This window comes from Bacteroidota bacterium (genome assembly GCA_016706255.1).
Taxonomy (GTDB): Bacteria; Bacteroidota; Bacteroidia; order Chitinophagales; family BACL12; genus UBA7236.
In genome coordinates this window covers 1,383,173-1,404,573 of sequence record JADJJZ010000003.1, presented here as the reverse complement: position 1 = coordinate 1,404,573, position 21,401 = coordinate 1,383,173, and the positions used below count along the sequence as shown (strand labels likewise).

General features: G+C 35.4%; 13 protein-coding genes and 1 pseudogene. 5 read left to right on the top strand and 9 right to left on the bottom strand.

The features are described from left to right. Positions 1-245 precede the first annotated feature (245 nt). Both IPI65_07940 and tsaD read right to left on the bottom strand, forming a co-directional pair. The gene (locus tag IPI65_07940; protein ID MBK7441447.1) at positions 246-671 is read right to left on the bottom strand and encodes a thioesterase family protein; all 426 of its coding nucleotides are present in this window, start codon (positions 669-671) and stop codon (positions 246-248) included. A gap of 25 nt (positions 672-696) precedes the next feature. Further along, positions 697-1,710 carry a tRNA (adenosine(37)-N6)-threonylcarbamoyltransferase complex transferase subunit TsaD gene (tsaD, locus tag IPI65_07935; GenBank protein MBK7441446.1) on the bottom strand — a complete coding sequence of 338 codons (1,014 nt, stop codon included), beginning with the start codon at positions 1,708-1,710 and terminating at the stop codon, positions 697-699. A gap of 146 nt (positions 1,711-1,856) precedes the next feature. On the opposite strand from tsaD, the gene IPI65_07930 reads away from it, so the two are divergent. Beyond that, positions 1,857-6,455: a translocation/assembly module TamB domain-containing protein gene (locus tag IPI65_07930; GenBank protein ID MBK7441445.1), complete on the top strand. Its 4,599-nt coding sequence runs from the start codon at positions 1,857-1,859 to the stop codon at positions 6,453-6,455. Between the two features lie 6 nt (positions 6,456-6,461). Continuing rightward, positions 6,462-6,629, top strand: coding sequence for a hypothetical protein (locus tag IPI65_07925; protein MBK7441444.1), 168 nt, complete (start codon positions 6,462-6,464; stop codon positions 6,627-6,629). Positions 6,630-6,708: 79 nt separating this feature from the next. Here IPI65_07925 and IPI65_07920 read toward each other — a convergent pair whose 3' ends face one another. From IPI65_07920 to IPI65_07910, 3 genes are all read right to left on the bottom strand, one after another. Next, on the bottom strand, positions 6,709-11,031 hold the full coding sequence (locus IPI65_07920) for a T9SS type A sorting domain-containing protein (protein ID MBK7441443.1): 4,323 nt from the start codon (positions 11,029-11,031) through the stop codon (positions 6,709-6,711). A 104-nt stretch (positions 11,032-11,135) separates the two neighbouring features. Further along, positions 11,136-11,774, bottom strand: coding sequence for a response regulator transcription factor (locus IPI65_07915; GenBank protein MBK7441442.1), 639 nt, complete (start codon positions 11,772-11,774; stop codon positions 11,136-11,138). A 58-nt stretch (positions 11,775-11,832) separates the two neighbouring features. After that, entirely contained in the window at positions 11,833-14,949 is a 3,117-nt protein-coding gene (locus IPI65_07910) for a hypothetical protein (protein MBK7441441.1), read from the bottom strand. A gap of 286 nt (positions 14,950-15,235) precedes the next feature. Here IPI65_07910 and IPI65_07905 point away from each other — a divergent pair, with 286 nt between their 5' ends. From IPI65_07905 to IPI65_07895, 3 genes are all read left to right on the top strand, one after another. Beyond that, a complete protein-coding gene (locus IPI65_07905) occupies positions 15,236-15,631 on the top strand; it encodes a hypothetical protein (GenBank protein MBK7441440.1) in 396 nt (131 codons plus the stop codon). A 197-nt stretch (positions 15,632-15,828) separates the two neighbouring features. Next, a complete protein-coding gene (locus IPI65_07900) occupies positions 15,829-16,341 on the top strand; it encodes a hypothetical protein (protein MBK7441439.1) in 513 nt (170 codons plus the stop codon). Positions 16,342-16,507: 166 nt separating this feature from the next. Beyond that, entirely contained in the window at positions 16,508-17,350 is an 843-nt protein-coding gene (locus IPI65_07895) for a hypothetical protein (GenBank protein ID MBK7441438.1), read from the top strand. A 38-nt stretch (positions 17,351-17,388) separates the two neighbouring features. On the opposite strand, the pseudogene IPI65_07890 reads toward IPI65_07895, so the two are convergent. The 4 genes and pseudogenes from IPI65_07890 to IPI65_07875 all read right to left on the bottom strand — a co-directional run bounded on the left by IPI65_07890 (position 17,389) and on the right by IPI65_07875 (position 21,374). Beyond that, positions 17,389-18,040: pseudogene (locus tag IPI65_07890) on the bottom strand (NAD-dependent epimerase/dehydratase family protein). A 249-nt stretch (positions 18,041-18,289) separates the two neighbouring features. Beyond that, positions 18,290-18,796, bottom strand: a complete 507-nt coding sequence (locus tag IPI65_07885; protein MBK7441437.1) for a hypothetical protein — start codon at positions 18,794-18,796, stop codon at positions 18,290-18,292. A gap of 397 nt (positions 18,797-19,193) precedes the next feature. After that, the gene (locus tag IPI65_07880; GenBank protein MBK7441436.1) at positions 19,194-20,561 is read right to left on the bottom strand and encodes a hypothetical protein; all 1,368 of its coding nucleotides are present in this window, start codon (positions 20,559-20,561) and stop codon (positions 19,194-19,196) included. Positions 20,562-20,714: 153 nt separating this feature from the next. After that, positions 20,715-21,374: a hypothetical protein gene (locus IPI65_07875; protein ID MBK7441435.1), complete on the bottom strand. Its 660-nt coding sequence runs from the start codon at positions 21,372-21,374 to the stop codon at positions 20,715-20,717. Positions 21,375-21,401: the final 27 nt, after the last annotated feature.

Genomic DNA, 21,401 nt, shown 5'->3' with positions numbered 1-21,401 from the left:
CCACTTTGTTGTTTATATTGTTACAAAAAAGTGTGGCAACTTGGGAGGTGTGGTATAAAGAGGGTATTGTGTGGTAAGACGGAGAAAATTATCTTACGGATGCAAAGTAAGATTTTTATTTTGAATAATTCATTACTTTTTATTTTTAATAAATTGTGTTTGCTGACTAATTTACTTTACAGTGCCTGATATTACTGCGTAAAGTGTTAACTATCAATTAAAAAAACGAATTCGCCGATTTCCATTTAATCCTTACTTTCCATTTTTTTACGAAAGTTTTCCGGAACTGCTGCTACTTTTTTCTTTTCATAATTATAAAAAACGATTCCGGTTTTTGCTAAAGCAACTTCTCGTTCACCGGAAATTACACGATAATAAATATCAAACGAAACGCGACTAAAATCGCCGGCCGTGATTTGAATTTTTAATCGTTCTCCATAAAATGCTTCTGATTTAAACTGAATAGCAACATCTCCCATAATAATTCCGACACCTTCAACATCTTTTTCAGTATAACCATAACTTTTCAAAAATCGTACCCTGGCTTCATGTAACAGCGACAAAACACTGTCGTTACCGAGGTGTCCGCCATAATTGAGGTCGGTAATTCTAACTTTAATTTCAGTTTCAAAATGGTGTTGCGGAGGGAAATTGATTTGAATGCGCGACATAAAAATCGATAAATTATTTAATTAATTAGTTTGTCAATCCAGTTATGCGAGCAGCAGGCACTATGGTTTGATCGGCAAATTGTTTGTTGAGGAATTTATAATATCCGGTTATGGCAATCATGGCTGCATTATCGGTACAATATTCGAAGGCAGGTATAAATACATTATAACCTTCGGACTTACCAAGTTCGATGATTTTATTGCGCAAACATGAGTTTGCAGACACGCCACCCGCAATTGCAATTTGTTTTACACCATATTGTCGGGCAGCCTTCCTCATTTTCCTGACCAAAATTTCTACAATACTGTGTTGAATTGCCGCACATAGGTTGTTCATGTTTTCCTGAATAAAATTCGGATTGGATTTAATCTGCTCCTGCAAAAAATATAGCACAGATGTTTTAAAACCACTGAATGAAAAATCCAGGCCCGGAATTTTAGGCTCAGCGAATGTAAAAGCCAAGGGATTACCCTGCTGCGCTAATTTATCAATTAATGGTCCACCGGGATAAGGCAAACCAAGCATTTTGGCACATTTGTCGAAAGCCTCCCCCGCTGCATCATCGGTGGTTTGACCTATAATTTCCATGTCTAGATGGCTTTTAACCAATACCAGCTGGGTATGGCCGCCACTTACTGTTAGACATAAAAACGGGAAATCCGGCTTCGGGTCTTCTACAAAATGCGCTAAAATATGGGCTTGCATGTGGTGTACGGCAATCAACGGTATGTCCAAAGCAAGCGACACTCCTTTTGCATAACCGGCCCCTACCATAAGTGATCCAAGCAGTCCCGGCCCTTGCGTAAATGCCACAGCGTCAATTTGTTGGAGGGTGATACCTGCTTTTTTTAATGCGATTTCAACAACGGGAACAATATTTGCCTGATGTGCACGGGAGGCGAGTTCAGGTACCACACCACCGTAAAGCTCATGTATCGACTGATTTGCAATGCAATTTGCTACTATTTGTCCATCAATCAATACAGCAGCACCGGTTTCATCACAACTTGACTCAATTCCAAGAATTGTTACAGGCATACAATATTCGTAATTTAACCCCGTAAAAATAAGCAGGAAAGGATTAGGTGCAGCAACTATTATCATATTGGAAAGTATATTTCTTCATAAGAAGGCTGGCACTCATTATTTTTTGGGGTTTACTGGGTCTTTTTATTGTGGTTTTTTTGCTGTTACGCATTCCCGCGGTTCAAAATTATGTAGCCTCAAAGGCGACATCCTGGCTAAGTGAAAAATTACAGACCAAAGTTGAACTGAAGGAAATCAGTATCGATGTATTGGATCATATCATCATAAGAGGACTTTATATTGAAGATAAAAATCAGGATACCTTAATTTACGCAGGTGAGTTACAGGTAAACATCGGAACGCTGAATCCTTTTACTCCAAGTGTTCGCCTTAAAAATATTGCGCTTAGTGAAACAAATATCAATATCAGTCGCACCTTACCGGATTCAACTTACAACTATCAGTTTATTATTGATGCATTTGCTGGAAGTGGAGATACTACTTCCGACAGTACGGTTTCCAGCGGCAGCAAAAAAAGTATCGACCTGCGTTTAAACAAAGTGAACATCAGCAAAACAAGATTTAAATGGCATGATGAAGTTGCAGCCAGTGATATGGAAGCTTATATTGATGATTCGGAAATTTTAATTAATAATCTCGGATTAGAAGACCATATTTTAGCATTTGAAAAAATTGAATTCGATAAAACCACATTTCGTCTCACAGGACTAATCGATACTATTCCGTCAACACACGAGGAAAGCTGGGATACATTGCATATTGCAATGGGTGACTGGACATTGGAAACAACACAATTACTTTTAGATAATTGTGCATTTTATTTTAAAGATTTAAATTCTGAGTCAACCACTACCGGAATTAATTTTAGCGATATGGCTGTTACGGCCATAAATCTTGACATGAGTGATATCGTTTACATTGGCGATACCATCATGAACACGATAAATCATTTATCGCTTCAGGAAAAATCAGGATTTAAAATTGATACCCTACACGCTAATATTTTATTCTCAGCATACGAAATTACACTAAACGATTTATTGATTAAAACACCAAATAGCAGGATTAATGATGCAATTGGTATGACATTTACGACCATAAATGATTTCGATCGTTTTAATTCTGACATTAGAATGAACGGTAATTTTAATAAAAGTATCATCTCCAGTAAAGACATCGCTTATTTTGCCCCGGAGTTGGAGCAGTATGATGTTACATTAAAATTAAGCGGCAGAATATATGGTTCATTGGATAATTTAAAAGCCCGCGATTTTGACGCTGTGGTAAATAACACAGCCGGAATAAAAGGAACTTTAGACATAAAAGGTTTACCAAATATTGACGAAACGTTCCTCGATTTAAAATTAGAGCCGCTTTATGTAAATACATACGAGTTGGAGTCTATAATCGGAAAAGGTAAATTACCGGAAAGCGTTTTAAAACTCGGTACGATTAATTATACCGGACGTGTTACAGGTTTTACTTATGACTTGGTTAGTTATGGCAACCTTGTTACCGACCAGGGAAATATGTATACAGATGTAAACTTTCAATACAACAAGGAAACAAAAACATCAGGCTTTAGTGGTAATCTCACTACTACTGAGTTAAACATTGGTGCACTTTCCGGACAATCGGATATTTTGGGCAAGATAAGTATGAAGGCCGCTATTGACGGCACCCTTGACAGTGATAATAATGCAAATTTTGATTTATCAACTGAAATTAATTCAGTTGAGTTTAACGATTACACCTATTCCAATATAGCTATTGACGGAGAATTAAAAAGTGATTATTTTGAAGGGAACTTCACCGTAGATGACCCTAACATTGTGATGTCGTTTAACGGTATAATCGACATGCAGGATACTATTCCTGCCTACGATTTTAAAACAGATATTAAAAGGGCCAATTTAAAACAATTAAATTTTTATCCTGAACCAATTGTATTCAGTGCAAGCGCAACAATGAATGCGCAGGGAACAACTTTGGATAATATGATTGGGGATATCCGTTTTGGTGACTTATTACTTATTCGCGAAAAATATATTTACCGTTTAGATACCTTGAGTATAAATGCAAAAGAAGATGCGGGTAAAAAAATTATTACAGGAAGTTCAAACTTATTAGATTTTACCATTGCCGGAAACTATACACTTACCGGATTGCCAGGTGCCATAAAAAACATGGTAAACCATTACACCAATGGAAACGATTCAATAGTATCAGATCCGCAAATTGCGGAATATAGTGTTAATGTAAAAAATGCTGACCGTTTATTGGCAATTTTTTATCCGGATATTCAGGTAGTCAGAAATTTAAAGGTATCAGGTAATTTTAATACCGGCATTAATGAATTTAATACAAGAATAAAAGTTGATCAGTTTAGTTATAATGGTATTTTGCTCGATACATTATTGGTGGAAGCAAGGACACAAAATAATACACTGGAATTTTTTACCAGGTTGAACAAAACAACCATTAACAATAATATAGAAATTCCTGTTGTTCGCACAGAGGGGAATTTTGCTCAGAATAAATTATCTTACAATTTAAAAGTAGGGAAAGATACCGATTCAAACAGGATAAATCTAAATGGAGAAGTTGCTTTTATGGATTCCATGATGGCATTTAATGTGTTACCATCAGAAATATTTTTCGAGTCAGAGAAATGGGATATCTTACCCAATAACAGTTTGCAATATGTAAATAATAATATAATTGCGCAAAACTTCACCTTAAGCAGTGGCAACAAAGTGATTAGTTTAAGCAGTGCTCCCGATCCCACTTATACAACTATCTTAAAATTAAATATTCGAAATATTCCAATCGGAGAACTCATGGAGCATTATGTGTTGCCGGGTGAAAATATCAGTGGCACACTTGATGCAACTTACAGTATTGGTGACATCTTAGGTAAACCAAGTTTCTTAGGTGGTGCAGAAGTAAAAGGCCTTACAATGAATAATGTTTTGTTGGGGAATTTAAAAGTAAATACTTCAATGATACAACCCACAAACAGGTTGAAATTTAATTCTTCCTTGGTTGGAGATAATGGATTTACTACAGATGGCTTTTACATTTTGGGTGAAGGCGAAGATGTGGACAGCTTAATTGTAAAAGCGGAATTCCGCAAAACCAAACTCTTTATTGTAGAACCTTTCTTAAAAGGTATTTTGTCTGAAATGGATGGTGATATTTATGGGAAGTTAGATATAAAAGGGCCGGCCAAACGTCCGCAGATGGAAGGGAATTTAAATATTAAGGATGGTGGAATGACAGTGGATTACATGGGTGCACATTATTATTTTGACCAGATTGACGTTCAAATTGAAAAAAATAAAGTATTAATTCCTGAAACAACAATTACAGATAAATTAAATAATCAGGCAAAATTAAAAGGTGAAATTACTTACTCCAATTTTGAAGCTTGGAATTTTAAAGAGTTGAGTATCCGAAGTGAAAACCTGGTGTTAATGGAAACAACTGTGAAGCAAAATCCTGATTTTTTTGGATATGCAATTGGGAAAGTAGATTGTAATATCACCGGAAAATTAGATGCGTTAAATATTGCCGTTACAGCAACACCGCATACCGGAACAGTAGTAAATTTACCAACCTATGGTTCAGGAAATGTTAAGCGACACGATTTTATTCGTTTTGTAAACAGGCAAGTAGTTGCTCCTACCACTGTAATTCCACCCGATGAATTAAATCTTGCAATTGTAAATGTGGATCTAAAATTAAATGCCACACCGGATGCAGAAATAAAATTATTATTAAACAGTGAAGGAACCGAGTATTTAACAGGAAAAGGATTTGGCGTTTTGAATATTAAAGCCAATTCATTAGGAACAATAGATATGACCGGAACTTATCGAATTACAGAAGGTTTATACGATTTTTCATTCCAGGGATTATTTGAACGAAAATTCCAGGTTGTTCCGGGAAGCACCATTGAATTTAGCGGCTCGCCATATAATGCAAAACTTGACCTCACTGCAGAGTATGCAGCGCAGGATATTGGTATTAGTACATTAACAGGAACTGAAACAAAGGAAAAAACTGATGTAAATGTGTTAATTAAAATAACCGGCGTTTTGGAATCCCCACAAATTGACTTCGATTTAGATGTCCCTGAAGGACAAGGAACTGCATCAAATAATTCAGATTTTCAACGCCGTTTACAACAAGTGCGCGCCGATAAAAACGAATTAAATAAACAGGTATTTGGTTTGTTAATTACTAATAGTTTCCTCCCTCAGGATTTAACAACATTTAATGCAGTTGGCACAACCACAAATAATACAATTAACGATTTCGTTGCCAGTCAGTTGACCACCTATTTCCAAAATATACTTAGTGATTTTCTTAAAAATACGGAAATTGATATTGGAATAGGTAATATTCAAAGCGGCTCATATACATATACTGATGAACAGGATAAACAATTTGATTTGACCATTGAGCAACAAATAACTGATGTAGTTGTAGTAAAAGTTGGAACTACTTATTACGATTTTGCAAGTGGAAATCAAGGTTCTGCCAGTAATTTGGCCGGTGATTTTGAAGTGGAATATTTAATTTCCCCTGATGGTCGTGTGCGGGTTAAAGCATTCCGCTTATCAGAATACGATGCCATTATTGCGAAAAACGATGTAAAAACCGGTGTGGGTATTTATTACACCAAAGACTTCGATAAATTTAAGGAACTTCTTCCCTGGAATAAAAAATAATTATCTATGTTGGGTGAAATTGGAAAATATTTAGACAATATTATTATGTTATTAGGCGGTTGTTATGCCTTATATCTGGCAAAAAACAAACAAATGCCTAAATTAAAATGGGCGGGAATTGCCTTAATAATAATTGCCATTTTATTATTTGTACTCGACCTGCTTGCGGAATAAAAGCTAATGTTTCAAACTTACCTATAAATAAAATGAGGCTGCCTCTTACGAAACAGCCTCATTCAATGAACAAACCTAATTATTTTTCAATAATTAATTTTTGAGTCATCACAGTTCCATCGCTTAAACGAATGGCAACTAAATACATTCCTGAAGGCATCATAGTAGTAGTATATTCCTGCGTTTGTTCACCAATTACGGTTTGAACATTTTCAGATGAAATAATACGACCAGACAAATCGGAAATGGTAATATTTGATTCACCGGCTATCGTTGCAAAATATACAACTGTAAAATTATTTGCAGCCGGATTTGGCGCAATTTGCATGCTGGAAATATCTTCTTCACTTACTTTACAATCGTTCGTTACAACCAATAATTTGGATGCATTTGAACAACCATCTTTATACGCAAGGCAATAAAATTTACCTTTGGTAGTGGTAGTATATGAATTAGATGTTGCACCAGCAATTAAAGTATTGTTTTGATACCATTGGTAAGTAGCTCCGGCAGCAGCAGGAACATTCATGGTAACTGAACCACCGCATAAGCCCACTGTGCCTGCAGGTGTAACAGTTAAACGTTCAGCATATTTCAATTTTATTTCGAGACTGGTTGCTTCACACAATCCTGTTGTTGCAACTGCACGATATTTTCCATTCGTAGAAGCTAGATAAACAGCATCTGTTGCTCCAGGAATATCAACACCATTTAATTGCCATTGAATATTTTCAGCATCTGTTGTTGCAGTTAACATAGTGCTGGCTTCGAAACAAATTAATGTACCATCTGACACAATACTTACTGAAGGTGCTGCATCTGCTGTTACATCTATTGTATTTGAAGTTCCTTCGCAAGTTGCTGAGGTAACTGTTACATAATATGAACCTGAACTTGCTGTGGTAATTGATGAAGTTGTTTCACCATTACTCCATAAATAACTATCGTAATCCCCATCAACACTAAGTGTTACATCTGTTCCACAAAATACAACCGGACCATCGGCAGCAATTACCGGTGTTGGATTTGCATTTTCAGTAACAGTAACATTTTCTGATGTTGCAGAGCAACCATTTGCATCGGTAACCATAACTGAATAATCACCTGAAGCACTAACGTTTATTGTTCCATCTGTTGAGCCATTGCTCCATAAATAAGATGCTGCAGCAGATGCCATTAAATTAACATCTCCACCTTCACAAAAAGTAGTAGCTCCGTCTGCAGAAATTGTTGCTGTAGGATTTGAATTAACAGTTACTGTAGTTGCAGCAGAAGTTGCAGAACAACCATTAGCATCTGTAACAGTAACCACATAATCACCACTCGTATTTACTAAAATAGATGCTGCAGTTGCACCGGTATTCCAATCGTAAATATTTGCTGCACTTGCTGTTAAATTTACACTTCCACCTGCACAAAATTCAGTTGCACCGTCAGCAGAAATTGTAGCAATTGGATTTGCATTTACAATAACAGAAATGGTATTTGAAGTATTTACACCATTAGTGCAATAATAATCGCCACTTTCGGTTACCACAATACTTTGTGTTGTTTCACCCGTACTCCAGATATTTCCTGCTGCTTCGCTGGAAGTTAAAGTAACAGAACCACCATCGCAAAATTCAACTGCACCGTCCGCAACAATACTCACTGTTCCGCAAGCTTCAACAGTAACATCAATTGACGTAGTTACCGCAGAACAACCTGATGCATTTGTTACAGTTGCATAATAAGTACCTCCGCTTGTAACATTTATTGTAGCGGTTGTTGCACCATTACTCCATAAATAACTAGTTCCTCCGGTTGCAGTTAGATTAACAGATAATCCTGAACAAAATGTTGTTGGACCATCAGCACTAATTCCTGCAATTGGATTATCATTTTCAGTTACACTAATTGTTGAAGATGTATTTGAACAACCATTTGCATCAGTAATCGTTACATAAAAATCACCATTCGCATCTGCTACAATAGCACTTGCTGTAGCACCATTGCTCCATGCATAAGAAACTGCAGCGTTGGCTTCAAGAGTTACACTTCCGCCTTCGCAAAATGTAGTTGCACCATCAGGTGTAATTGTTGCAACAGGATTTGCATTTACTGTGATGTGTATCGGATCAGAGATAGCAGAGCAAGTGTTTTTTGTTAATTCAACACTGTAATCACCTGTTGCACTTACGGTTATTGTAGGTGTTGTTGCACCATTGCTCCATAAATAGGTATCAGCTACAACAGGAACACTAAGTGTAACATCACCACCTGCACAAAATTCTGTTGGACCATCCGCATTAATAACTGCAACAGGTAATGGCGTAGATTCTGTTGTAATTGTGTTTGAAGTTCGAATACAACCAGCACCATTATCAATTGTTAAAAAATTATCGCCTGATAAAGTAACAGTATTTGTTTCTGTAACGGATCCATCACTCCATAAATAATTTAAATGATGATCAGGTGTACTTAAAACAATTGATTCACCGGCACAAAAAGTGGTTTCACCTTCTGCAATAATGGTAATTTGATCAGGGCAATAATTGTTGGTTAGCGTATAACCACCAAAATGTGTTGAGCTGTAATAATTCACTCTCGCATAATAAGTTCCCGCAGCCAAATTCAATTCAGAAATAGAAAAATTTCCATAGTTTGATTGTGACTCTAACGAAGTGCCCGCACTATTCAAAATATAAATGGTATTATATTGTGAAGGTCCTTTTTCTATAGTTAATGATAAATCACCCGGCTCCGATAAAACAATTTCATAATAATCGTTTTGGTCATAAATTGTACCGTTATTGCGATACCCAATATGTCCATCCACAGTTGAATTTGTTAACATGGGAGTAGCTTCAGCTAACGAACCATTTGGCTCGGGATCATTTGCATACGCAGGTGGTGTTAAATTAAATGTAAGCGAATAAGATGAATAATAAGACGTGCTATAATTATCCACCTTCGCATAATAATCACCGGCTGCAAGATTAGAAACAGAAACTGTAGAAGTAGTATAATTAAATGTGTTATCCAGTAATGTAGTTCCATTGGCATCATATAAATAAATACCATGATAAATTCCGGTTCCCTGATTTAATGTTAAACTGATAATACCATCTTCGGTTGATGTTAATTTATACCAGTCATCAGTATCATATGTGCCGCCATTTCTGTAAAACCCGATATGCCCGTTTACCGTTCCGCCAACAGGAATTGTTACTGTAGCATCAGAGTAATCTTCATTAGGTTCAACATCTGAGGCATAAGCAGTTGGTGTGGCAACAAATTGTAAGGTATAACCTGAAAAATAGGATGTAGAATAATTATCAACTTTAGCATAATATGTTCCGGCAGATAAATTATATCGAACCGTACTTGTAGCACCATATTCAAAATTAGATGCAAGCAAAGATGTACCATCATTATCATATAAATAGATACCATGATAAATACCGGCACCTTGTGTCAAGTTAAGTTGTAACTGACCATCCTGACTCATATTTAAAATATACCAGTCGTCAGTATCATAAGATCCACCATTATATCGATGACCAATATGTCCGTTAACACTGCCATTTTCAGGAATAGTTACTGTTGCAGTCGCATAGGTGTCGTTTGGTTCGGCATCATTAGCAAAATTTGTTGGTGTCACAGTATTTGTTAAAGTGTAACCATTAAAATAATTAGTAGAATAATAATTTAAACGAATGTAATATGTTCCTGCTGCTTTTCCGGTAACCGTCAACGTGTCGGTTCCATAATCTGCTGTCGAACCTAAAACGGTTGTTCCATCATTATCATAAATGTAAAGGTTATTGTAATCTCCGGTATTATTTGCAAAAGTTGCAGTAATATTTCCATCCTGCGTTGTAACAACTTTATACCAGTCGTTCATGTCATAAGCACCACCATTGAAGCGAAAACCAACGTGGCCGGTTACGCTCCCGTTTTCAGTAATGTCGAGTGCTTGCGCATAGGTATCATTTACTTCTGTGTCATTTGCGTATTCAGCATTCATTAAACTTGACGTAATTGAATAATTACCTGAATAACCTCCGTAGGCTACAACCGCAGCATAATAATTACCTACTGCTAATCCGTCAACATTAACGGTAACAGTTGAATAATCGGAAACTGTACCTAAAACAGTTGTTCCATCTGCATCATACAAACGAACGGTTAAATATGTTACATCACTGGTTAGTGATAAAGTAATTTTACCATCTGCAGTTGTTGTAAATGCATAATAATCAATTGCATCGCCGGCTAAATTAATAGTGCCTGTAGTGGCATTATCAAGTGTCATGGCATCTGCGGTTACTGGATTGTTGTTGTCCGGCTCTGTGTCGGCCCAAATGTGATTGCTTGCAAAAAATAGCAGCAATAATGGGAGTAGTTTTTTAAGTTTCATAAAATAGTTTATTGGTTTGCTCACAAGTATGAGAAAATTGAGAAACTCAAAATTAAGTGCAAAGCCCTGCCTGTAAAACAGCGAATAGTAGTAGGAAAAATAAGTCAGATCATCTTTTCTTTTAACGCTTTCGCAACAGCTTCACCAACACTGTTTACATGCATCTTTTTGTAGATATTCCGAATATGGAAATTAACGGTATGATAGCTGATAGCTTGTTTTGAAGCAATCATTTTATAACTTAAACCCGCAACAAGGTCAGATAATACTTCTTTTTCTTTTTCAGTAAGCAGCATATCGTTCGTCACCTTTTGCTGTTCTTTATTTCTGAAAAAATGCAATACTTTTACTGCGATTTCAGGGGTCATTGGTGCACCACCTTCCTGAATTTCGCGTATGGCCTCCAGCAATTTTAAAGGTGCTGCCTTTTTGAGCAAATACCCCGAAGCGCCTGCCAAAATGCTGTCAAAAACCTTGTCATCGTGGTCAAAAACAGTTTGCATCATTACCGGCAATTGCGGGTAATTCGTTTTAATCATACGCACCGCTTCAATACCATTAATACCGGGCATATCGATATCCATTATAATAACATCGGGATTGCAGGAAAGTATGTCTGAAATACCATTGTTAAAATTTTCAAAAGCGCCTGCGCATAAAAACCCCTCTGAAGTGTCCAATAATAACCTAACCCCATCTCTTCTGGTGGCATTATCATCGAATATGGCAACACGAATGGGCATAAATTCTAATCAAAATTATCCAATTAAGTTGATTAACTACCTACTAATATTAGTAGGTTCAAAATTTGAAGGTAAACACAACGGTTGTCCCAGTTCCGGGTTCAGAAGACATATCAAAGATTCCATTTAATGCAGCTGCGCGTTCACGCATAGTGAACATACCGTTACCATCGTTTAGCGCATTTATATCAAACCCAACGCCATTATCCCGAATTTCCATGCGCAAGTCATTGCTTGCGCGTTTAAACTGAATGTGCACTTGTGTTGCGCAGGCGTACTTTTGTATATTATTTAATACTTCCTTGTAAATTAAAAATAACTCCTTGCGTTTATTTGCAGCAATTTTAATACCATTCAATTTTTCATCAATATCAAAATATATTTCAATATTTTTTACCGACAAGTTTTCCAAAGCATACGATTTTATCCGCAATAACATTTGATCAAAATTGTCGTTCCTTGGCTGCAAACTCCAAACAATATGCGTCATGTTTTCCTGCATTTCAGTACTGATGCCGGTAATTTTATCCAAAATTGGTTCAAGCTCCTTATTCGTTCCTGATTTATTTTTAGCTACCTCACTGTATAAATTAATTGTACTTAAAGCACTTCCCACGTCATCATGTAAATCGTTCGCAATTTTATTTCGCATACTTAATACATTTTTTAATTGCTGCTCGCGATAACGGATAATTAAATATGTAATACCTATTAGTGATATGATACACAATAAATAAAACCACCACGTTTGCCAATAAGGTTTTAAAATTTCAAAAGATAACATGCTACTGCTTCCACTCCAGTCGCCCTGCGGATTAGTAACCTGAATATATAGCGTATAATTTCCCGGTGGAAGACTGGTAAATCGAATGACACCATTTTTCCCCAAATCTGTCCAGTTTTCTGTTAACCCAGCTAATTGGTAACGGTATTTTACTGTTTTTGGTTGTGACAGTTGTAAGCTGGAAAAATTGATGGTGACAAAATTTTCATCATGTTTAAAAACAAGGTTCGCATAATTACCGCTTTTATCAATTAACTTATCCGAAACCAGCATATCCGTAATATACAATTCAGGAAACTTGGTTTCAAAAATGTATTTGTCAGGATTAAAGGAAATCAAATAATTACCTGCCCCATACATCCAGTTGCCGGATTTACTTTGTAATAATTTGGCCGGTGAACGCAGCGACCAACCCGAATAAATGAGTGGCACAAAACGGAAATTTCTATTTTGTAAATTAAAAACTAAAAAGCCACCTTTTATGGGTAACCACAGGTTCCCTTTATTATCCGGATACAATCCAAACATTTGTTGCTGGCCATTTACCGTGTTATAATAACGTGTAAATTTTTGCCCGTCAAAAGCATTTAAACCATTAGATGTGGCAATCCATAAAATGCCATCCGGTGCTTCCCAAACTGCGGAAATATTATTATGCGAAATTGAATTAACATCAGTAATACTGTGTTTATATATGGTGAAATCATTTTTAATGGGAAACGATTTATTCCATTTATTTAATCCCTCCGAAGTTGACACCCAAATATTTCCTTTTGAATCGCGATAAATATTTCGGACAAAGTTATTGGATATACTATTCGGCTTGTTGGTGTATTGGAACAGGTTATAATAAGCATCATCTGTAGCATCATATATGCCTATTCCAGAACCAATAGTAGTAAAAAAGTGCAAAATGTGGTTATCCAAAGTATCAAACAAAACATCATAAACTTGGTAATTCCCAAACAAAATATCCTTAGTTCTATAACATGTATCAAGCACAGGATTACATACCGTCTTGGGAGATATTTCCTTAATTTGCAACGTTTTTAAATCGATTAAAAACGTGTTCGTTTCAGTAGTTAAATAATGTTTATCCTCTGAAATAGCAACAATGGCAGTTGGATTTATTTCTACGCCGTAAAAATTAAAATGGTGTTGCGTGAACGTCTGATTTTCAGGATAATATCTAAACAAACCCATTCCGGTATTTATCCCAAACGTATGATCGTTAAATTCAAATATCGAAAAATGGGTTATTTCTTTAGTGAAATCATCTTTAATTAACGTAGCATTAAATTGCCATTGAATAGTATTATATTTACTTAATCCGGCAGAAGTTCCCACCCATAAAATTCCATTGCTGTCTTTTAATAAACAATTAATTTTATTTCCGGCCAAACTAAACGCATCTGCTCTGTCGTGTTGAATTACTTTATATTCAAATGTTTTTTTATTCACCACGTATAATCCAATCCCTTTGGAACCGGCAAGCACAAAATTTTTATCCCACGATAAAACGGATAAAACTTCTGCTTCAATAGGCACCACTTTTTTAAGAGCAAGTGGTTTATCATTCGGATTGTCCAAAGGATTTTCCTGCATAAATAAACCATGTTTCCATCCACCCACCCAAATAGTATCACCATCAACATCGAAATTCTGAATGCTGGAAGCACTGCCATCTGTGTGGTTTGCGGGTACAACAGGGTTGTTGGCATCAAACGCATAAACTGTTCCACCAATAAGCCCGGATAAGTAAATTGTATTGCCATCACGTTTTATTAGTTGCATCCAACTGTTTCCATCCGGTTTAGGTTTTGTAATTTTTGTATCTATTAATGCAACTGATTTATTTTTACTTTCATGGTAGGAAATTTCAAACGTTTTCCTATTTATAAAACCGGTGGAAATACCTTCAGCACTAAATACAATATAATCCGAATTTAATTCCGCTAAGGTTGTAATACGATTTGAAAACATGGTAGTCGAGTCACCCGGAATATTACTGAATCGTTTAAATTGTTTAGCTAAAGGCGCATTCAAATCCAATCGCGTAATACCACCATCACGCGTGCCAATCCAAAATACTCCGGCATCATCCTGAATGATCCCTGAAATAAAATTTCCTCCCATGGAATTGGCATTCCCTTCTTCATAAAAGTAAGTAGTTACAATATTACCATCATATCTGTTTAATCCATTTCCGGTTCCAATCCATAAAAACCCCTTGTTATCCTGAAACAAACAGGTAATCGTATTATCACTCAGGCCATCAGCAGTACTAATGTTTTCGAAATGGAAATCAGGAAATTGTTGGGCACTTAACGGATTATAAGCCATTAAGCCAACAATAAATATCAACCAATATTTGACACCCGATTTAAGCATGTAATGCTAAGATACGAAAGTGCGTAAATTTCACAGCATTGGGTTTAGCATTCTTGTTTAAAGCGATGTAAATTAAAAAAAAACATCATTAAATAATGTAACGTTGTATAATTCTGGCTCGGCATAAATTAGCATATAAAGTATATGATTTAATAACTCCATAATGGAACAAAACTTGAATACAGGCGCCATTTAACCCCTATCACATCATGATGTGATTTTACCATTTCCTTAGGTAAAATCAGCCAGTGCACGCTACCTTTAAGCCGTAATTAAATATACAATTATGAAAAAATTCGATTTCAGTATTGCACAACCAAAATACAATTTGGTAGTTCAACGTATAGAACATATCGCTCATTTATCAATGGCAAAAATGCTTGCACATGCCGGTAATGCAGCCACTTACCCAATGACAACCGATAAAAATGCAATTGAATATGTATTATTCAATCACTATAAAAAATTACCAAAATCGGGTCAACAAAAGTTTATAGCAGCAGTAGAAGCTATGATTAAAATGCCTGCTACTCCATCTGCACGCGAAGCTAAATATGGCGATCTGGCACAGGTGGACTTTAAAATAAATGAGCCTGTTGCAGCACAAATTCTAAAAATGCCCTTTCCTGAACATTTGAAATTTACTACAGCAGAAAATGATGTGATTGCAAAAAAGTTTTAAATAAACGGGTAATCAATAAAAAAACATCAATAACCCCAGAACCTGTTGTTGCTGCTCCACGCATCATCCGATTATCTGTTGAAAGTATTCATTGTGTTCAGACTGTTGAATTAAAAAAAGATGAAATTTTACTCAACGGGTTATTTACAGATGCCCTCGGCAATACAACAATTATTGATACCATCGATATTGGTAAAATGAAAAATGGTGATACCATTCCGTTAGGCACAAAAGGTCAATTGGCAGAAGTAAATCTAAACAATGCAGGATTTTTCCCTCAAACTTTATTAGGCACCTTTGCACTAATCGATAAAGATATTTTTGCCGATCAGGAAAAAATAGTTGACGCTTTTAATACCTGCGCCATAATGGCTGGCACACTAAGTGTTTTAGGCCTAACTACAATGGGTATCGCTATTGGTATGGCTGCAACCGGTGGCGCCATGCCAATTGCAGCCGGTTTAATGACCGGTGCATTGGTTGCTATGATAGGTTCACTTGTGGTGCTCGTGGTTGGTGGTGGTATTACGCTTTTTTTACAAGGAGAATCATCCGAATTAATTAACGACAGCTTCGTTTTTGATTTAAATCCTGTAACACTTCAAACCGGCGAATTTGTAGTGCGCACTTTAAATATTGATATTTCCAGATCAATAGGTAAGAAAAAAGGAAGTTATACCATGAATATTAAATGGGAACGCATTTCTTAATTTATTTATGAAATGTTGGGCAAGTCCGGATTGATGCTTCACCTGTGCATTTCATCAAAGCTTAAATACAAAAGTGGGTTAAATTAACAGTTATAATTATTAAATTAGCATTTTAATAGCAAGCCAGCAAAATTGAAGCCACTTCAATTCCGTTATTTTAACCGAAATGTATAAAATCGTTACCTGCATTTTAATATTCCTGCATTTGGCAGTTGCAGCTCAGGATACGGTAATGGTAAGCAAAGCACCAACCTACAGTTTATTGCAGTTCCCAAATTATGATAAACATTTTGCATCAATAGTTAAATACGGCAGAACAGACATTCGATATAATCCGAATCATGTTAAAATAGAATATACTTATTTTCATGATACCCTTAAATTTCAAAAAACTTATGAATATTTCATTCAAGGAGATAGTTTATTAATTATAAATCAAGGTGATAGTACCTACTGGAAATTTCGTTCATTAAAAGATGGAAATTTTGCGGTTAAAACTTCAACAGCGAAATATATAACCACAGGCAAAGTTTCAACCTTAATTCCATTTCAACATACAGGTTTATTTTATCATCAATATAAAGCAACGGGCGATACACTTTATACAACAACTTATCCGGAAATATTATACGAAAAAAACTATTATTATTACACTAACAATTATTATTATACACATTGTAATGAAAAAATTTATAGTGCAGACCAGGTAACCACTTTACCACAATCAGGAATTAACGGAACATTGCCAGATACGCTAATATTAGAACGCACAGGTGGGTATTTAAGCGAACCAATGACTTATGTTAGAAGTATTCAATTTACAGTAACTAGTAAAGGAAAAATTATCAATGTGCAACAGTATTTTGGAAACGAAAATTTTAAAATCTATCCCTATTATATTCTGGAACTCAATGAAATATTAATTTCTATCTCTCCATTAATTCCAGCAACAAAAAATGGTAAGCCTGTAGCAATGCAATATATTCTACCCGTAAAAAGTGGCTGGTAATTTATTGCAAATGAAACATTAATTTTATTTGCAATGTTCTACCCACCTATTTTTTTAATATCCGCCACTTCCAAAATTCCCTTAGCATAACCCTTTTCAACGCAGTGTAACATAGCCTTTCCAACTTGATCCAGCGTGCAGGACCATTTCGGCGCAAGCACTTTAACCAAAGGGTATAAGGTGGTTACAACGCGGAATATCGGTTTTACATTTTTTTGTCCGCAACCGCTTCATCAATCCTGGTCTGAAATGATATACGCCTTTAAATGGTAATTTGCTCAACGCATTTTCCGTTCTGCCTTTAACCCTTGCCCACATCACTTTTCCTTGTTCACTGCTGTCGGTTCCGCTGCCCGATACATAAATGAAAGTAAGTTGAGGATTTATTTCCGATAATAATTTGCCGAATGGCAACACAAAATCAAATGTCTTTTTCGTAAAAGTTGCTTCCGTTTCGCCAATCGAACTCACACCTGCACAAAATAAACAACCGTCGTAAGACTGTAATTCTGTTTTGTATTTTTCCAATTCTGAAAAATCGCGGACAATTAATTCTTTTAATTTGGCATGTTTATGTGCTTGCGGTTTTCTGCTCACCGACAAAACTTGTGTAACATCAGGATGCTGCAAACAAACCATCAACACACCTTCACCAACCATACCCGTAGCACCGGTAATTATAATTTTCATAAATTATTTTGGTTAAATGTAAGCAAGATTTACCAAATACTAATCATAAAAATTTGTAATAAAATAAATTGGAGCAGCAACATCGCGCTTCGTTGGTCATTATCTTGCCGGTGCTCCGCTGCAAGTCCTCGTCGCCTACACTGCGTTGCGGCTCCTGCGGGCTTTCCGCTGCACCCCGGGCTAGGTGAACTTTATCGTTGATATGAAATAAGTAAACTTATGTTGGTAATAAATTAGAAGGATTTAATTTTAATGGCCATCTACAATATCCGCATCTAATAATTCTGAAATTTCCTGCTTAAATATTTTGCTTGTATTATTAAAATCAGACATATAATAAATATGCCGCAAAACTAAAAGTATAAAGAAAGTGAAGTAAAACCAACTAAATTCAGAATCAGCTATCAGCTCAATTAAAAACAACACCAGTGAAACTAAGGCTACTGCCATACTAATTATGTACGAAATTATTCCAAAAATAGTTATTTGCATTTTCACCGTAATTAATATACCATTATAAGAATGTTCAATTATACCGGTATATATGCGCAACAAATTAGACTTTCGGAAAGTAAGTCTCCAAATTTTAAAGCCATTACCATATTCATTACCATCTTGGGGATTCGCCATTTTCCATTTAAAAGTCCTGATTTGGTAGTAATTTTCCGCCCGTATACCTTCTGTAAGCCGGTTTAATATTACCGGTTCAGACAACGATGTTTTAAATATGACCTTTTCATAGGGGAAATATTTCATAGCCGAGATAAGATTTATATAATAATAACGTGAAAATAGCCCTTATCTACTAAAAGTCAAATTTAAATTTTAAATGAATGGCTACAAAACCACTTTAATTGTATACCTTCATAATTAACAATATTTTAGTAACTTCGTGATCACCATTTGGCTAAACACGTATTATTGCCCATCAAAATAAAAATATTTTATTCAATGAAAACACTTTGTTTTCTGCTACTATGTATTTATGTTGATTTTTCGAATTCCATGCTGAAAGGCTAATTCTAATTCCGTATCAGGCACACAGTTTCCATTAATGCAATTTATTTGCTGCAGCAAAATTTTATAAGCCCGCCTTTGTAATTCATTTTTTTTAATATTTAATTTTACATCAAGGCAACAAATTTTATCAATATTATTGGTTAGTATTTAAGGTATTTCTCAAATCATTGGCTTGTGTAATATGATATGGATAAATATCAGCATGTAAAACAATATACCCTGCACCATTCCCAGATAAATTATCAGTACCTGTATCATCATCACCATCACCTAACACCATTGAAATTTGAACAAATCCAACATAACTGCCATCTGATAACTTTGTTACTTCAACAAACTGAATGCCCATGTCATTATCATTTTGCTCAGGTTCAGTTACCCTTACTAATTCTTCCCCACCTACATAATAAGAATGAACAAATCCTTCATTTACATCTGCAACCATAGTTGGAAATTCAGCAGTTACTACCTCTCGTTCCTGAGCAACGGATAAATTTATTATCATCGGTTGACTTGGATTTAGAACCTGGTTTTGTGGTTTAATATGAAACAAAATTTGATACTGTCCATATACAGGTGATTTAGCCCAGGGTCTAAATACGTTTTGACTATCCGCAGGAACTTTTTGTCTAATATAACTAGGCAAATCCTCACTTAGAATGTAATAAACATCATCAGTATCCCAAAATCGATCCGATTGATCCTGAAAAAAGAAAAGCCAATACGCTTTATGGTCCGTGATTAATTTATCTTTAAACCATATTTGTTGAGCAGGATGTATTTCAGGACGACAGGCATGATGTTCATCTTCAATATCATCACTAACAAAAGGCCCATAAGTACAAATTGTATCATCTAATCCAATACTTTTGGGAATGCCGTAATCATAATTGCCTGTTAAACCAAACCAGGGGTTGTCATAAAAAAAACCCGGATTACTTTCTGAAATAATTGACCCATAGTATAGATATTTGGTGAATTGCGGCGTAATTTCGCAATGAATAGTTTTAAAATAAGTTCTGTCTTCACCTTCTTTTGTCTCCCAAACTGAAGAATCTGAATGAATATCATTATTATTTACAGCTACGTCATATAAAAATTTGAATGGAGTAAAAGGTTGAATGTTAAATGCTAAATCACGTTCATAACTGGGAATTTTGGCAATTGCATCATTCGTGCTGTAACGTTTTAGCACTCCTCCTAAATTTTGTTTCGTTGGCATTAACAAACTCCACTCATCTCCATAATCTTCTACAAACCAATCCATGCGTAAGTTTCTGTTAACAGGATCATTAGCTCTTATACCCAACAAATATTTTTCAGTTGTATCCCAGGGTGGCAATTCTTTATCACCAGCTGTCTCCCCTGTATGAGGGTTAAGCGAATTAGGTGTACATCCATCAATCAGGAAAGTAAGCGCGATGCTGTACAGGACAATAAAGGTAAGTCGGCATAAAAATATGGCTGAAAACCACTGGGATTTAATGTGTATGAAATTCATTTGCTGTATTTAGGTAGTAAAAGGGTTAAATCAAGGGTATATTCTAAAAATTAAAAATACAATTAATTCATGTATATACAAATAATTGGCAAATCAGTCACAAAATGAATAAATTAAGTCGGTGTTTTCTTTTCATTTAGTGATATAAATAGCTCATTCTATAAAGTTTATTTCCCCACAATTCACTTTAAAATTTTCAAAGTGCGGAGTAATACTAATAGAATAAATAACATCATGATTAACTATTTCAAAGCCCGACCGAACAACTCCTCCTTCTTTATATGAAAGCGCAGTTGTATAAAAAATAAAATCATCACCGGGTTGTATAATTTGTTGCAAACCTGTGGCTTTATGAAAATTTGCTTCTAAAAATGTCTGTAATCCGGTAGCGCCATAATTGTATAGTCCCGCTTTTTCTGACGACATTGTATCTGTTGGCAGTAATAATTTTAAATAGGCATCAGTCGAATTAAATACCATAAACGAATCAGCCGGAAAATTAATTGTTATTTCAATTGGTTTTGCACTTTCATTAATAAAACGCGACCAAAATACCACGCATCCAAATCGAGCTCCATTCGGGTTATAATATGGACCACCTTTAGGTAAACTATTTTGAATGGTAATTTTTAAACCTGAAGAATCACTAAATTTTTTTTCATTGTGCAGATATAAATCAGGATTATCACGAGATACTTCAACAATATTCTCGTCGGCTAAAGAATCAATTTTGCTTGCTGATTTAACAGAAGTGCTTTTATTATTACAAGCAGCGAAAATTAAAAGTATAAAGACATATCCGGCTATTTTCATTTAAATAAAATTGAATGTATCACGACA

What these genes read in the sequence shown, in the direction of transcription:
- IPI65_07885 (MBK7441437.1), bottom strand. Translation starts at nt 18,796, where the DNA reads ATGAAATATTTCCCCTATGAAAAGGTCATATTTAAAACATCGTTGTCT.
- IPI65_07875 (MBK7441435.1), bottom strand. Translation starts at nt 21,374, where the DNA reads ATGAAAATAGCCGGATATGTCTTTATACTTTTAATTTTCGCTGCTTGT.
- IPI65_07920 (MBK7441443.1), bottom strand. Translation starts at nt 11,031, where the DNA reads ATGAAACTTAAAAAACTACTCCCATTATTGCTGCTATTTTTTGCAAGC.
- IPI65_07900 (MBK7441439.1), top strand. Translation starts at nt 15,829, where the DNA reads ATGAAAAATGGTGATACCATTCCGTTAGGCACAAAAGGTCAATTGGCA.
- IPI65_07940 (MBK7441447.1), bottom strand. Translation starts at nt 671, where the DNA reads ATGTCGCGCATTCAAATCAATTTCCCTCCGCAACACCATTTTGAAACT.
- tsaD (MBK7441446.1), bottom strand. Translation starts at nt 1,710, where the DNA reads ATGCCTGTAACAATTCTTGGAATTGAGTCAAGTTGTGATGAAACCGGT.
- IPI65_07915 (MBK7441442.1), bottom strand. Translation starts at nt 11,774, where the DNA reads ATGCCCATTCGTGTTGCCATATTCGATGATAATGCCACCAGAAGAGAT.
- IPI65_07910 (MBK7441441.1), bottom strand. Translation starts at nt 14,949, where the DNA reads ATGCTTAAATCGGGTGTCAAATATTGGTTGATATTTATTGTTGGCTTA.
- IPI65_07925 (MBK7441444.1), top strand. Translation starts at nt 6,462, where the DNA reads ATGTTGGGTGAAATTGGAAAATATTTAGACAATATTATTATGTTATTA.
- IPI65_07905 (MBK7441440.1), top strand. Translation starts at nt 15,236, where the DNA reads ATGAAAAAATTCGATTTCAGTATTGCACAACCAAAATACAATTTGGTA.
- IPI65_07895 (MBK7441438.1), top strand. Translation starts at nt 16,508, where the DNA reads ATGTATAAAATCGTTACCTGCATTTTAATATTCCTGCATTTGGCAGTT.
- IPI65_07880 (MBK7441436.1), bottom strand. Translation starts at nt 20,561, where the DNA reads ATGAATTTCATACACATTAAATCCCAGTGGTTTTCAGCCATATTTTTA.